The sequence below is a fragment of the Serratia sp. LS-1 genome (genome assembly GCF_003719595.1).
Lineage (GTDB): Bacteria > Pseudomonadota > Gammaproteobacteria > Enterobacterales > Enterobacteriaceae > Serratia > Serratia ureilytica.
This window is the reverse complement of sequence record NZ_CP033504.1, coordinates 4,680,855-4,693,642: the sequence shown is the minus strand read 5'-3', so window position 1 is coordinate 4,693,642 and position 12,788 is coordinate 4,680,855. Positions and strand designations below refer to the sequence as shown.

The following is a 12,788-nucleotide window of genomic DNA, read 5'->3' as shown; positions in this document are numbered from 1 at the left end:
ATTATTCGCCCAAATAAGCCCGGATCACGTCCGGATTGTTGCGGATCTCCGCCGGTGTGCCCTGCGCCAGCGGCGTGCCCTGATTCACCACGTAAATGCGATCGGAGATGCCCATCACCAGCTTCATGTCGTGCTCGATCAGCAACACCGAGACCTTATGCCGATCGCGCAGCTCGACGATCAGATGATCCAGCTCGTCGGTCTCTTTCGGGTTCAGACCGGCGGCCGGTTCGTCCAGCATCAGCAGCTCCGGCCGGGTCACCATGCAGCGGGCGATCTCCAGCCGACGCTGCTGCCCGTAGGCCAGGTTGCCCGCCGAACGGTTGGCCATCGATAGCAGGCCGACGCGCTCCAGCCACTCCGCCGCGCGCGCCAGCGCCTCGGCTTCGGCGCGGCGGAAGGCCGGGGTTTTCAGCAGCCCGGCGAACACGCCGCTTTTCAGGTGCTGATGCTGCGCCACCAACAGGTTCTCAATCACCGTCATTTCACGGAACAGCCGCACATGCTGGAAGGTGCGCACTACGCCCATACGGGCGATGGCCTGCCCCGCCAGCCCTTCCAGATGGCGATCGCGCAATTTGATGGTGCCGCCGCTCGGGCGGTAGAAACCGGTCAGGCAGTTAAACACCGTGGTTTTACCGGCGCCGTTGGGGCCGATCAGCGACACGATTTCGCCTTCATTGAGCGTCAACGCGACATTGTTGACCGCCAGCAGCCCGCCAAAACGCATTGACAGGCCTTCCACCTGCAGTAAAGGTTGAACGCTCATGCCTGTTCCCCCTTGCCCGCGTGAATGTCCGCCGCCTGCAGCTTCAGCTGCGGCCGTTTCATCGGCAACAGCCCCTGCGGCCGCCAAATCATCATCAGCACCATCAGAGCGCCCAGCAGCAGCATGCTGTATTCATTCAGATCGCGCATCAGCTCGCGCGACACCACCAACAGGATCGCCGCCAGAATGACCGCGAACTGCGAGCCCATGCCCCCCAGTACGACGATCGCCAACACGAAGGCCGACTCGACGAAGGTGAAGGATTCCGGGCTGACGAACCCCTGGCGCGCGGCGAACAGCGTGCCGGCAAACCCGGCGAACGCGGCGCTGATGGTAAAGGCGGTCAGCTTGATGCGCGTCGGGCTGAGGCCCAGCGAGCGGCAGGCGATCTCGTCTTCGCGCAGCGCTTCCCAGGCGCGCCCGAGCGGCATGCGCAGCAGGCGGTTGATGACGAACAGCGTCAGCACCACCAGCAGCAACGCCACCAGGTACAAAAATACGATGCGATCGCTCGGATCGTATTTCAGGCCGAAGACGTTATGGAAGGTATCCCAGCCGCCGTCGCGCACGCTGCGGTTAAACTCCAGGCCGAAGAAGGTCGGTTTCGGGATCTGGCTGATGCCGTTCGGCCCGCCGGTGATCTCGGTATTGTTCAGCAGCAGAATGCGCACGATCTCACCGAAGCCGAGCGTCACGATCGCCAGATAGTCGCCGCGCAGCCGCAGCACCGGGAAACCGAGCAGGAAGCCGAAGGCGGCGGTGACGATACCCGCCAGCGGCAGGCTCTCCCAAAAGCCGAGGCCGTAATAATGATTCAGCAGCGCATAGGTGTAGGCGCCGATGGCGTAGAAACCGCCGTAGCCGAGCACCAGCAGACCGGACAGGCCCACCACCACGTTGAGGCCGAGGCCCAGCATCACGTAGATCAGCGTCAGGGTGGCGATATCCACCGTGCCGCGCGACACCAGGAACGGCCAGGCGACCGCCGCGACGAGCAGCAGAGCCGCCAGCAGCTTTTGCCGCGGCGTGGTGCCGTCGAAGCTCGGCAGCACGAACGCCGGGCCGGAGACCTTTTTCAGGCCCTGCTGCAGCAGCGGGCGCAACAGCTGGAAGAAAAAGACGATGACGCAGCCGATGCCGATCCACATCCAGCGCACTTCCGCCGCGCCGTGCACCACCAGTTTGGTGCCGTCCAGGCTCAGCTGCATGCCCATCAGGAACGACGCCATCACGAACAGCACCGCCGTGGCGATCAGCGCATTGAGCAGATTGAGTTTCATACTTTCTCAACCTCCGGACGCCCGAGGATGCCGGTCGGCATGATCAGCAGCACCACGATCAGCAGCGCGAACGACACCACGTCTTTGTATTCGGTGCTCAGGTAGGCGGAGGTCAGCGCTTCCGCCACGCCCAGCACCAGGCCGCCGATCATCGCGCCCGGAATGCTGCCGATGCCGCCCAGAACCGCGGCGGTGAAGGCTTTCATACCGGCCATGAAGCCGATGTAAGGGTTGATGACGCCGTAGAACTGGCCGAGCAACACCCCGGCCACCGCCGCCATCACCGCACCGATGACGAAGGTCAGCGAGATCACCCGGTCCGTGTTGATGCCCAGCAGGCTGGCCATCTTCAGATCTTCCGCACAGGCGCGGCAGGCACGGCCCATGCGCGAATAGCGGATAAACAGCGTCAGCGCCAGCATCGCCAGGAAGGTCACGAGCCAGATGGTCAGCTGCATGGTGCTGATGGTGGCGGCGAAGCCGTTGCTTTCCCCCAGCACCCACTGGCCGGTGACCAGGCTGGGCAGCGCCAGATCGCGTGAGCCCTGCGTCAGGCTGACGTAGTTTTGCAGGAATATCGACATGCCGATGGCCGAGATCAGCGCAATCAGGCGCTTGGAGTTGCGCACCGGCTTGTAGGCCACCCGCTCGATGCTCCAGCCGTAGGCGCTGGCGATGACGATCGAGACCAGGAACGCGGCGCCGATCAGCAGCCAGCCGACGTCGATGCCGAGCATCATCAGGGCGGCAATAACGATAAAGGAGACATAGCTGCCGATCATGTACACCTCGCCATGGGCGAAGTTGATCATGCCGATGATGCCGTAAACCATGGTGTAACCGATGGCGATCAATGCATAGGTGCTGCCCAACGTTAAGCCGTTGAACATCTGCTGCAGAAAATAGAGGAGCTGCTCTGACATACTCTGAACCCTTGGCTGCGAAACCCGCCGGCGGAGAACCGGCGGGTAAAGGGAGACGGGGCCGACAAGCCGACCCGCCGGGCGCAGCGGGCTGCGCCCCACCCTAATCATTATGGCTTATTTGATCGGTGTGGACGTGCCGTTGGCATGCCATTCGAACACGCCGAACTCGAAGCCTTTCAGGTCGCCCTTGTCATCCCAGGTCAGCGGCCCCATCACGGTTTCCACCGGCTTACCGGTTTTCAGATCCTTGACGATGTCCGCCGGTTCCTGACTGCCGCTGCGCTCCATGCCGGTGGTCAGCGACTGCAGCGCGGCATAGGTGGTCCAGACGAACGGGCCGGTCGGATCCAGCTTCTTGGCTTTCAACGCATCGACGATCGGCTGGTTGGCAGGCACCTGATCGTAGCGTTTCGGCAGCGTCACCAGCATGCCTTCCGAAGCGGCGCCGGCGATGTTGGACAGTGAGGAGTTGCCCACGCCTTCCGGCCCCATGAAGCGGGTAGTCAACCCGGCCTGTTTGGCCTGACGCAGGATCTGGCCCATTTCCGGGTAGTAACCGCCGAAGTACACGAAGTCGATATTCTCTTTCTTCAGGCGCGCCACCAGGGTGGAGAAGTCTTTGTCGCCGGCGGTGATGCCTTCGAACATCGCCACTTCGGTGCCCTGTTTTTTCAGGCTGTCGCGCACCGAGCGCGCCAGGCCTTCGCCGTATTGTTGCTTGTCGTGCACCACGGCGATGCGCTTCGGCTTGATGTCGCTGAGGATGTATTTGGCGGCGGTCGGGCCCTGATCCGAATCCAGACCGGTGGTGCGCAGGATCATCTTGTAGCCGCGGGTGGTCAGATCGGCGTTGGTGGCCGCCGGGGTAATCATGATCACGCCTTCATCTTCATAGATATCGGACGCCGGCTGGGTGGATGAGGAGCACAGGTGGCCGATCACGTAGCGAATGCCGTCGTTGATCACCTTGTTGGCGACCGCAACCGCCTGTTTCGGGTCGCAGGCGTCGTCGTATTCCACGCCGACCAGCTTGTCGCCCTTGATGCCGCCCTTGGCGTTAATGTCGGCAATCGCCTGGCGCGCGCCGGTAAATTCCATGTCGCCATACTGCGCGACCGGGCCGGACATTGCCCCGACGATCGCCACCTTGATGTCTTTCGCCATGGCCGCCTGGCTCATGGCCATCGCAATACAACCCGCCAGCAGTGCCTTACCTGTTGTTAATTTCATCCGCAAATCCCCATCTGTCGTTGTGAACGTACCTGTTGTGTTTGCCTGCGCCCGATCGTTATTGACCGCTTTTGTTATAAGTAATAATGATTTAGGCGCTTCGTTGGCATTATTTTCTAATAAGACTTTATTTTTCATACCATTAAACAGGAATTTTCTGCTGCAAATCAACTTCATCCGACAGAAACAAGCGGTGTAAACAGGATAAAATTCGAATTAAATCTGCGCTGTTTACCTTGAGTCGTAGCGCGTTGTGCTGGTTAACAATCCGTTTACTAACTATTTACTCGGAAAATGCCCCGTGCAAAAAACATATTGCACAGTAATCGTACAGAAAAACTTACACAACGCTCTGCACAAGATCTATTACACTGTCGGCATCATTTAGCTGCGCGGAAATTCTGCATGAAACTGACCATCGAGCGCCTGACCGCGCTGTCCCCGCAAGACCTTATCGACCTCGGTAAAATTTGGCCGCACCAGCAGCCGGAACAGTGGCAGAGCTGGCTGAGCGGCGGCAAGGCGCTGTTCGCCGCCCGCTTCAACGAGCGTCTGCTGGGCGCGGTGAAAATTGCGCTGCAGGACGACCGCGCCGAACTGCTGGATCTGCTGGTACGCGAAGTGACGCGCCGCCGCGGCGTCGGTCTTTACCTGGTGCAAGATGCACAGCGTCAGCTGCCGCAGGTCGCCCATTGGCAGCTGTCGACCGCCGGTCTGGCGCCGCGCGAACGTGGGGAAGTCGATAACTTCATGCGCGCCTGCGGCTTCGCGCCGCAGGGCGATCTCTGGCAAAAATGAAACGCTGGCTGGCGGCGCTGGTCTTGATTGCGCTGGGGTTGGCGGCCTGGTTCGCCGGGCGTCAGCAGGCGCTGCGCCAGGCCTCAGGCTGGGATCAGCAGGTTTACGTTTGGCAGCGGGTTTGGACGCCGCAACACGCCGATGCGCTGGCGCGTAGCCGCGATCTGTTCGGCGCGCTGCGGGTGCTGGTGCTGCAGGTGCATCCACGCGAAGGCTGGCGGGAAATCCCGGCCGATCTCAGCCTGCTGAAGCGGGACGGCCGCCCGCTCTGGCTGGTAGCGCGCCTCGACGGCCAGCTGCCGCAGCTGGACCAAGAAGCCATTATCCAGCGTCTGCTGGCGATCACCCAGCGCTGGCAGGCGGCCGGGCTGCCCGTCACCGGCGTCGAGATCGATCATGACGCCGCCACGGCTCGCCTGCCGGATTACCAACGTTTTCTGCAGCGGCTGCGCCAACGGCTGCCCGCCGCTTTGCAACTCGGCATCACCGCCCTGCCCGCCTGGATCGGCTCGCCCAACTTGCCCGGCGTACTGCAACAGGCCGACAGTTCCGTTCTGCAAGTGCATGCGGTGCTCTCACCGCAGCAGGGGCTGTTTGACGGCCCGCTGGCGCTGCGCTGGGTGCGGCAGTACGCCGCCGTCACACCGAAACCGTTTCGCGTCGCGCTGCCGGCCTATGGCATGGCGCTGTTGGGGTTTGATGCGCAGGGCGCGCAGGTGGAGAGCGAATCCTCGCTGCGCGTAGCCGGCAACGGCCGAGAACTGACGGTCGCGCCGCAGCAGATCGCCGATTTTCTGCAAACGCTGGCGCAGCAAACGCCGCCCCGGCTGCGCGGCGTGATTTGGTTCCGACTGCCGCTGGCGGACGATCGGCGCGCCTGGTCGCTCGCCACGCTGCGAGCGGTGATCGAACAGCGGCCGCTGAATGTAGACTGGCAGGTAAAATTTAGGCCTCAGCCGCAGCAAAACGGGCTGTATGATCTGATAATTCATAACAACGGGCCGGTGGACGCCCCGCTGCCGCAAGAGGTGGTCATCCGCGCCGACGACTGCCTGGCGGCGGACGCGGTCGGCAACTACCGGCTGGAATCCGCACCGCAACGGCAACGCTTTATTCGCATCAGCAGCGACCAGCTGCGCGCCGGGCAATCCCGGCCGTTGGGCTGGCTGCGCTGCCAACAACTGACGCCAGGAGGCACCCTTGTCACACCTTGATTCGCGCGCGGCACGGAACACCCGCCGCCTTCTTCCGCTGGCCATGCTGATCGGCGCCGCACTGCCGCTGGGCGGCTATGCCTGCGGCCCGGATTTTCCTAATCGGCTGCTGATCGATCGCAACGGCACCCTGCTGTATATGCCGGAGGGCAATTTCGCCTTCGAAGCCGGCCGGCTGGTGCCGACGGATAAACAGTTGCCGCACTGGCAAGCCCCGCCGCCGCCGATGCCGCCGAAACCGATGCCGCAATCGCCGGAAACGATAGCGATAGGCAAAATGCGCGCCGCCAAAACGGTGGAAGAGGCTGACGCCGTCAATACGCAGGGGTTGTCCAACGCCGCGCGTCTCTATCAACTGGGCGCCGTGGCTTTCGCCAACCACGATCCGCGCGCCGCAGACTATTTCCAGCAGGTGCTGAAGCTACCGGCCGCCGAACAGGGCGACTGGGGACTGCGGGCGCAGTATTCGCTTGGCCGCGTACTGATGGCTGACCACGGGACGCCGGTGAACGAATCCGGTGAAGCGGCCCCCGCCGCCGAGCACCCGCCAAAAGCCGCGCTTGAACAGGCGCTGACGGCATTCCAGCAGGTGATCGACCGGGTGAAAAGCGGCGCCGCCGATCCCGATCAGTTGGCGCTGAGCAGCCTTGGGCAGCAGGCGCGCATCCACCTGTGGCTGGGTGACGTCGCCCCCGCCGCCCATCTGTACGCGCAACAGGCGGCGCAGGGCGATCCGAGCGGCGGGCAGTCGCTGCAGTACGTCTCCAGCTTCCTGGTCAATCCCGACCATTTGGACACGCTGAAACAGATTATCGGCGATCCGTTGATCCAGCAGCTGGTGACCATTGAGCTGTTCGCCCGCAGCGGCAACCTGCAAATGGCGGATACCGACGGCAACGGCCGCTCCGCGCAAATCATCAACCAGATCCTGACGCTGCTGGACGGCTCAGTGAAAAGCGGCTTCGCCGGCAGCGATCGGCTGGCGGCGCTGGCTTACCGTTCGGGGCAGTACCCGATGGCGGCCAGCCTGCTGAAAAACGCCGGCGACAGCGGCCTGGCGTGGTGGCTGCGCGCCAAAATGGCGCTGCGCGACGGTGACGTGAAAGCCGCCACCGCCGCCTACGCCAAGGCGGCAAGCGCGTTCCCCGCCGACGAAAGCTGGGGTGAACAGCGCAACGCCGACTTCGTCGCGGAAACCATCGTGCCGGAGTGCCGGGTGGCCGGCGAACAGGCCATCCTGGCGCTGAACCGAGGCGACTATCTGCAGGCGATGGACCTGCTGTATCGCGGCAAAGCGCTTTACTGGGCCGACGTGGCCGACGTGGCGGAACGGGTGCTGACCGTCGATGAGTTGAAAGGCTTTGTCGATAAGCACGCCCCGGCGCCGACGACGCCGCTCAAGCCGGTTAATCCGGACGATTACGGCGGCCAGCAGATCACGCCGGAGGTGCAGCTGCGCGAACTGCTGGCGCGGCGGCTGATGCGCGCCGGGCGAGCGCCGGAGGCGCTGGCCTACTTCGATATTCCCAACTACCGGCAAGCGGCGCAGCAGTTCGCCGACGAGCTGAAGGCCGCCAAGGACAAATCCGCTGCGCCGCTGGCGCGCGCGCAGGCTTACTATCGCGCCGCCAACCTGCTGCGCGCCCAGGGGCTGGAGTTTACCGGCTATGAGATGACGCCGGATTACGCCATCTATGGCGCCGGCTATTCCTATCTGGGGGATGCGTTCGATACCCGCGAACTGAAGCATAAAAGCTGGATCGACAGCGCAGAAGCGGCGCGCGCCAAGGCGGCGCTACCGGAGGAAGACAACCGTTTCCTGCACTATCGCTGGCAGGCGGTGGGACTGGCGCAACAGGCGGCCGATCTGCTGCCGCCGAAGAGCCAGGCCTATGCCGCCGTGCTGTGTAACGCCGCCAGCTGGGTTATCAAACGCGATGCCAAAACTGGCCGGGCGCTTTATCAGCGCTATATCAACACCGGCACCCGTTATCCGTGGGCGACGAAATTCGGCTACGACTGCCCGGCGCCGGACTTCGCCGCCGTGGCGCCATAACGCCGAATTTCAGGCACTAAAAAGCCCGGCTTGCCGGGCTTTTTTTCGAATATCGCATCGACTCAGGCTTCGATCGCCATTTTCAATTTCTTCATGGCGTTCTTTTCCAACTGGCGCACACGCTCGGCGGAAACGCCGTACTGATCGGCCAGCTCCTGCAGCGTCGACTTGTTGTCGTCGTCCAGCCAACGGGCGCGGATGATATGCTGGCTGCGCTCGTCCAGACCTTCCAGCGCATAGGCCAGTTTGTCTGCGGCGTTGCTTTCCCAGTTATCTTCCTCGATGCCTTCGGCGAAGTCCGAGCTCTTGTCCTGCAGGTACAGCACCGGCGCCATCGCCTGGCCATCGCGGGCCTCGTCGTCCGGAGTCGGATCGAAGGTCATGTCCTGCGCCGCCATGCGAGATTCCATCTCGCGCACGTCTTTGCTGGTGACGCCCAGCTCGCGGGCCACCAGCTCCACTTCGTCCTGGTTGAACCAACCCAAACGCTGTTTGGTTTTGCGCAGGTTAAAGAACAGCTTGCGCTGCGCTTTGGTGGTCGCCACTTTCACGATGCGCCAGTTGCGCAATACGTACTCGTGGATTTCCGCCTTAATCCAATGCACCGCAAAGGAAACCAGACGCACGCCGACTTCAGGGTTGAAGCGGCGAACGGCTTTCATCAGGCCGATATTGCCTTCCTGAATCAGATCCGCCTGCGGCAGACCGTAGCCTGAATAGTTGCGGGCAATATGAGCGACAAAGCGCAGGTGAGACAGGATGAGCTGCTTAGCGGCATCCAGATCGCCCTGATAATGCAGCCGTTCAGCCAGCTCCCGCTCTTCCTCTGCCGTCAGCATCGGATAGGCGTTGGCTGCCCGGATATAGGCTTCCAAGCTACCTTGGGGTACTAAGGCTAAAGTTTGCATTTCTTTGGTCATTCAAACCCTCTCTATGAGAATACAAAATCATGCAGGTGATTATTACAGCGGGGAAATGATTGATTCTACGGCAGTTGCTGAAGCAAAAGCGGTTCCACACGCCGGGCACCTTAACATTTGCTGCAATTTTTGACCGTACTCCGCCCTAAAAGTTCACCCTTTTTTGCAAGCATTGTTGCTGACAATACGTGACGAGGGTGCAGGCCGATAGGGAATTTGTGCGCTAAGAAGAGAGGGATGGTGCTGACTTCGCTTGAGGTCACTCTTCTCCCGCAACGCGATCAAAAGCAGCAGGAGAAGAGTATACCAAAAAAATCTTACTGTGGTGTAAATCGGCGTAAATGTTGCACCGTCGCCAGCCAGGCGGCGATCCAGCCGATCATCGCGGAGATGATCAGCAGCAGCAGCGCCTCATCCCAGCCCAGCCCGTGCAAGGTGAAGGTGGTGCCGAATACCTTGGCCACCCCGGCGACCACCGACTCCAGCTGCCACACCAGCGCGCCGGACAACACCAGCGACAGCAGCGCGCCGGCAAAACCCAGCATCGCCCCGCCGTTGAGGAACGGCCGCAGAATAAAGCCGTCGGTGGCACCGATCAGCTTCATCACGTTAATGGTGTCGCGGCGGCTGAAGATGCTCAGACGCACGCTGTTGCCGATCACCAGGAACACCGCCACGATCATCAGCACGCCGATGATCGCCGCGATCTGACCCGCCAGCCCGGTCAGCGCCGCCAGGCGGGCAAACCAGCTGTCATCCATACGCACTTCTTCCACGCCCTGCACCGCCGCTACGCGATCGCGCAGGGTGTTGAGGGTATCCGAACTCTGGAAGCTCATCTTCGGCGTGACGATCGCCACCGCCGGCAGCGGGTTCTCTTCCAGCATGTCCAGCGCGCCGCCAAAGCCCGACCAGTTGCGGAACTCGCCGCGCGCTTCTTCACGCGACAGGTAATTGACCTTCTCCACGCCGGCTTCCGCCTTGATGGCGTCGAGCACTTTCAGCGCGGCGTCGTCATCGAGCGATTTATCCAGATAAACGGTCAGCTGCGGCGTTGGATACCACTGGCTGGCCGCGGTGCTGACGTTTTTCCACACGATGTAGCACACACTCGGCAGCGTCAGGGAAATGGCGATCACCATCACCGTCAGCAGCGTCGCCAACGGCTGACGCAGCATGTCTTTGATGGCGTTCATCCAGGCGTAACGCCACTGTTCGCGCCAGCCGCCGCGCAGCGCCTTGCTCTTGGCGGTTTTTGCGTTATTGGCCATGGTGAGCGCCCCCTTGCATGCGGCCCTGGCTCAGCGTCAGGATGCGGTAATTGCGGCGGGCGATAAGCCCGGTGTCGTGCGTCGCCATCAGTACGGTCACGCCGACGCGGTTGAATTCTTCAAACAGGCGCAGAATGCCTTCCGACAGCGCATCATCCAGGTTACCGGTCGGTTCATCCGCCAGCAGCACCGCCGGCTTGTTCACCACCGCACGGGCGATGCCCACGCGCTGCTGCTCACCGCCGGACAGCTGAATCGGGAAGTTTTTCGCTTTATCCAGCAAACCGACCTTGTCCAGCGCGGCGGAAACGCGGCGGCGGATATCTTCGGTGCTGGCGCCGGCGATGATCAGCGGCATCGCCACGTTGTCATACACCGTGCGATCCAGCAGCAGGTGGTGATCCTGGAAGATCATGCCGATCTGCCGACGCAGGAACGGCACCTCGCGGTTTTTCAAGCGACTGATGTCGTGACCGCCAAACCAGATGTGGCCGGCGCTGGGCCGTTCGATACCGCAAATCAGTTTCAGCAGGGTACTTTTCCCCGCGCCGGAATGGCCGGTCAGAAACGCCATCTCCGCCGGGCGCAGATGGAAATCAACCCCCTGCAGCGCTTGCCGTCCGCCCAGATAAGCTTTACTGACCTGTTCAAAGCGAATCATCCGTATTAATCCTCTCGGGCAAAAAGTGCCTCAATAAAATCGTCAGCCTTAAACGGCCGCAAATCTTCGATGCCTTCCCCGACGCCGATATAGCGGATCGGGATACCGAACTGATCGGCGATGGCGAAGATCACCCCGCCCTTGGCGGTACCGTCCAGTTTAGTCAGCGTGATGCCGGTTAAGCCCACGGCCTCATTAAATAATTTCGCCTGACTGACCGCATTCTGGCCGGTGCTGGCATCGAGCGTCAGCATAACCTCATGGGGGGCCTGGTCGTCCAGTTTTTTCATGACGCGGACGATCTTCTTCAGCTCTTCCATCAGGTGCGATTTGTTCTGCAGACGGCCGGCGGTATCGGCGATCAACACATCGATGCCGCGCGCCTTGGCGGCCTGCACTGCATCGAAGATCACCGAAGCGGAATCCGCGCCGGTATGCTGCGCCACCACCGGAATGCGGTTGCGTTCACCCCACACCTGCAGCTGCTCCACCGCGGCGGCGCGGAAGGTATCCCCCGCCGCCAGCATCACCGACTTGCCTTCCGCCTGGAATTGACGCGCCAGCTTGCCGATGGTGGTGGTTTTACCCACGCCGTTCACCCCGACCATCAAGATGACATACGGGGTTTTCCCGCTGACATCCAGCGGCTGATCGACCTTGGCCAGAATTTCGGACATTTCCTCCTTCAGCTTGCCGTACAGCGCTTCGGCGTCTTTCAGCTGCTTGCGGCTGGCGTGCTGGGTCAGGGAGGTGATGATTTTGCGCGTGGTATCCACGCCGACGTCAGCGATCAGCAGCTGTTCTTCCAGCTCGTCGAACAGATCGTCGTCGATCTTTTTACCGCGGAACAGCCCCATAAAGCCGGAGCCGAGGTTTTGTTTGGTCTTCAGCAGGCTGCGTTTCAGGCGGGCGAAGAAGCCTTCTTTGGTCGGCCTTTCCTGTTCTTGCGCCGCGGCCGGCACCACCGGCTCAAGCGGTTCTTCTTCCACTTCCGGCACGGATTCAGGTTCAACGACCGACACAGGCTCGACGACCGGCTCAGGTTCAACGACCGGCTCAGGCTCGACGACCGGCTCGGGTTCAACCACCGGCTCAGGCTCGACGACCGGCTCAGGCTCAACGACCGGCTCAGGCTCAACCACCGGCTCAGGCTCAACGACCGGCTCAGGCTCAACGACCGGCTCAGGCTCGACGACCGGCTCAGGCTCGACGACCGGCTCAGGTTCAACGACCGGTTGCTGTTGCGCCGCCACCTGTTCGGTGACGCTGACGAGCTCTTCGGCCAGCGCTTGCGCCGCCGGCTGTTCAGCCGCCGCCGGCAAATTTTCCGCGATTTGCTCGCCGGCCTGACCGTTATCCCACTCTCCCGGGGTGTCGACGGAGGCGGCAGGTTCAGATTCCTGGGCGGGGAGCTTGTCGTCCAGCTTGGCGGCGGCCGGTGCAGCCGGCGTCTCCGCGGCCTGAGCTTCCGCCTGCTCTACCGGCTGCTCAGGTTGCTGTTGCTCTTCTTCCTTTTCCTTCTGGCCAAAGCCCAGCCAGGAGAAAAACCCACGTTTCTTATCTTTTGCCATGTTATGACTCTACTCCGTACCGAAGGCTCGCTTACCCTACATACCTGAAGGATATATGCTGACAATAATCCGCCGAGTCTATCACTTTCCCT

The 12,788-nt window shown here is 61.9% G+C and carries 11 protein-coding genes; 3 read left to right on the top strand and 8 right to left on the bottom strand.

All coding sequences use genetic code 11. The features are described from left to right. Window position 1: 1 nt before the first annotated feature. The 4 genes from livG to EDY99_RS22340 form a co-directional block, all read right to left on the bottom strand. Complete coding sequence (gene livG, locus EDY99_RS22355; protein WP_004934389.1) at window positions 2-769, bottom strand: high-affinity branched-chain amino acid ABC transporter ATP-binding protein LivG; 768 nt, start codon at window positions 767-769, stop codon at window positions 2-4. Further along, the gene (locus tag EDY99_RS22350; protein WP_042783462.1) at window positions 766-2,049 is read right to left on the bottom strand and encodes a high-affinity branched-chain amino acid ABC transporter permease LivM; all 1,284 of its coding nucleotides are present in this window, start codon (window positions 2,047-2,049) and stop codon (window positions 766-768) included. The genes livG and EDY99_RS22350 overlap by 4 nt, the downstream gene beginning before the upstream one ends. Further along, window positions 2,046-2,972 carry a high-affinity branched-chain amino acid ABC transporter permease LivH gene (livH, locus tag EDY99_RS22345; protein ID WP_015376290.1) on the bottom strand — a complete coding sequence of 309 codons (927 nt, stop codon included), beginning with the start codon at window positions 2,970-2,972 and terminating at the stop codon, window positions 2,046-2,048. The genes EDY99_RS22350 and livH overlap by 4 nt, the downstream gene beginning before the upstream one ends. Window positions 2,973-3,089: 117 nt before the next feature. Then, window positions 3,090-4,205, bottom strand: a complete 1,116-nt coding sequence (locus EDY99_RS22340; RefSeq protein ID WP_025304902.1) for a branched-chain amino acid ABC transporter substrate-binding protein — start codon at window positions 4,203-4,205, stop codon at window positions 3,090-3,092. A 405-nt stretch (window positions 4,206-4,610) separates the two neighbouring features. On the opposite strand from EDY99_RS22340, the gene panM reads away from it, so the two are divergent. Genes panM through EDY99_RS22325 form a run of 3 tightly spaced genes read left to right on the top strand, consistent with a single transcriptional unit; the run spans window position 4,611 to window position 8,273 of the window. Continuing rightward, on the top strand, window positions 4,611-5,003 hold the full coding sequence (gene panM, locus EDY99_RS22335) for an aspartate 1-decarboxylase autocleavage activator PanM (RefSeq protein WP_033644987.1): 393 nt from the start codon (window positions 4,611-4,613) through the stop codon (window positions 5,001-5,003). After that, entirely contained in the window at window positions 5,000-6,217 is a 1,218-nt protein-coding gene (locus EDY99_RS22330; RefSeq protein ID WP_033644989.1) for a DUF3142 domain-containing protein, read from the top strand. Before panM ends, EDY99_RS22330 begins: the two co-directional genes overlap by 4 nt. A gap of 43 nt (window positions 6,218-6,260) precedes the next feature. Beyond that, window positions 6,261-8,273, top strand: coding sequence for a hypothetical protein (locus tag EDY99_RS22325; RefSeq protein ID WP_370453986.1), 2,013 nt, complete (start codon window positions 6,261-6,263; stop codon window positions 8,271-8,273). A gap of 62 nt (window positions 8,274-8,335) precedes the next feature. Here EDY99_RS22325 and rpoH read toward each other — a convergent pair whose 3' ends face one another. The 4 genes from rpoH to ftsY form a co-directional block, all read right to left on the bottom strand. After that, the gene (gene rpoH / locus EDY99_RS22320) at window positions 8,336-9,193 is read right to left on the bottom strand and encodes an RNA polymerase sigma factor RpoH (protein ID WP_038874147.1); all 858 of its coding nucleotides are present in this window, start codon (window positions 9,191-9,193) and stop codon (window positions 8,336-8,338) included. 317 nt (window positions 9,194-9,510) lie between these two features. Beyond that, window positions 9,511-10,464, bottom strand: coding sequence for a permease-like cell division protein FtsX (ftsX, locus tag EDY99_RS22315; protein WP_033636680.1), 954 nt, complete (start codon window positions 10,462-10,464; stop codon window positions 9,511-9,513). Continuing rightward, entirely contained in the window at window positions 10,454-11,125 is a 672-nt protein-coding gene (gene ftsE / locus EDY99_RS22310) for a cell division ATP-binding protein FtsE (RefSeq protein WP_004934337.1), read from the bottom strand. Before ftsE ends, ftsX begins: the two co-directional genes overlap by 11 nt. A gap of 5 nt (window positions 11,126-11,130) precedes the next feature. Further along, window positions 11,131-12,696 carry a signal recognition particle-docking protein FtsY gene (gene ftsY, locus EDY99_RS22305; RefSeq protein ID WP_123062072.1) on the bottom strand — a complete coding sequence of 522 codons (1,566 nt, stop codon included), beginning with the start codon at window positions 12,694-12,696 and terminating at the stop codon, window positions 11,131-11,133. Window positions 12,697-12,788 lie beyond the last annotated feature (92 nt).

What these genes read in the sequence shown, in the direction of transcription:
- livG (WP_004934389.1), bottom strand. Translation starts at nt 769, where the DNA reads ATGAGCGTTCAACCTTTACTGCAGGTGGAAGGCCTGTCAATGCGTTTT.
- EDY99_RS22350 (WP_042783462.1), bottom strand. Translation starts at nt 2,049, where the DNA reads ATGAAACTCAATCTGCTCAATGCGCTGATCGCCACGGCGGTGCTGTTC.
- livH (WP_015376290.1), bottom strand. Translation starts at nt 2,972, where the DNA reads ATGTCAGAGCAGCTCCTCTATTTTCTGCAGCAGATGTTCAACGGCTTA.
- EDY99_RS22340 (WP_025304902.1), bottom strand. Translation starts at nt 4,205, where the DNA reads ATGAAATTAACAACAGGTAAGGCACTGCTGGCGGGTTGTATTGCGATG.
- panM (WP_033644987.1), top strand. Translation starts at nt 4,611, where the DNA reads ATGAAACTGACCATCGAGCGCCTGACCGCGCTGTCCCCGCAAGACCTT.
- EDY99_RS22330 (WP_033644989.1), top strand. Translation starts at nt 5,000, where the DNA reads ATGAAACGCTGGCTGGCGGCGCTGGTCTTGATTGCGCTGGGGTTGGCG.
- EDY99_RS22325 (WP_370453986.1), top strand. Translation starts at nt 6,261, where the DNA reads ATGCTGATCGGCGCCGCACTGCCGCTGGGCGGCTATGCCTGCGGCCCG.
- rpoH (WP_038874147.1), bottom strand. Translation starts at nt 9,193, where the DNA reads ATGACCAAAGAAATGCAAACTTTAGCCTTAGTACCCCAAGGTAGCTTG.
- ftsX (WP_033636680.1), bottom strand. Translation starts at nt 10,464, where the DNA reads ATGGCCAATAACGCAAAAACCGCCAAGAGCAAGGCGCTGCGCGGCGGC.
- ftsE (WP_004934337.1), bottom strand. Translation starts at nt 11,125, where the DNA reads ATGATTCGCTTTGAACAGGTCAGTAAAGCTTATCTGGGCGGACGGCAA.
- ftsY (WP_123062072.1), bottom strand. Translation starts at nt 12,696, where the DNA reads ATGGCAAAAGATAAGAAACGTGGGTTTTTCTCCTGGCTGGGCTTTGGC.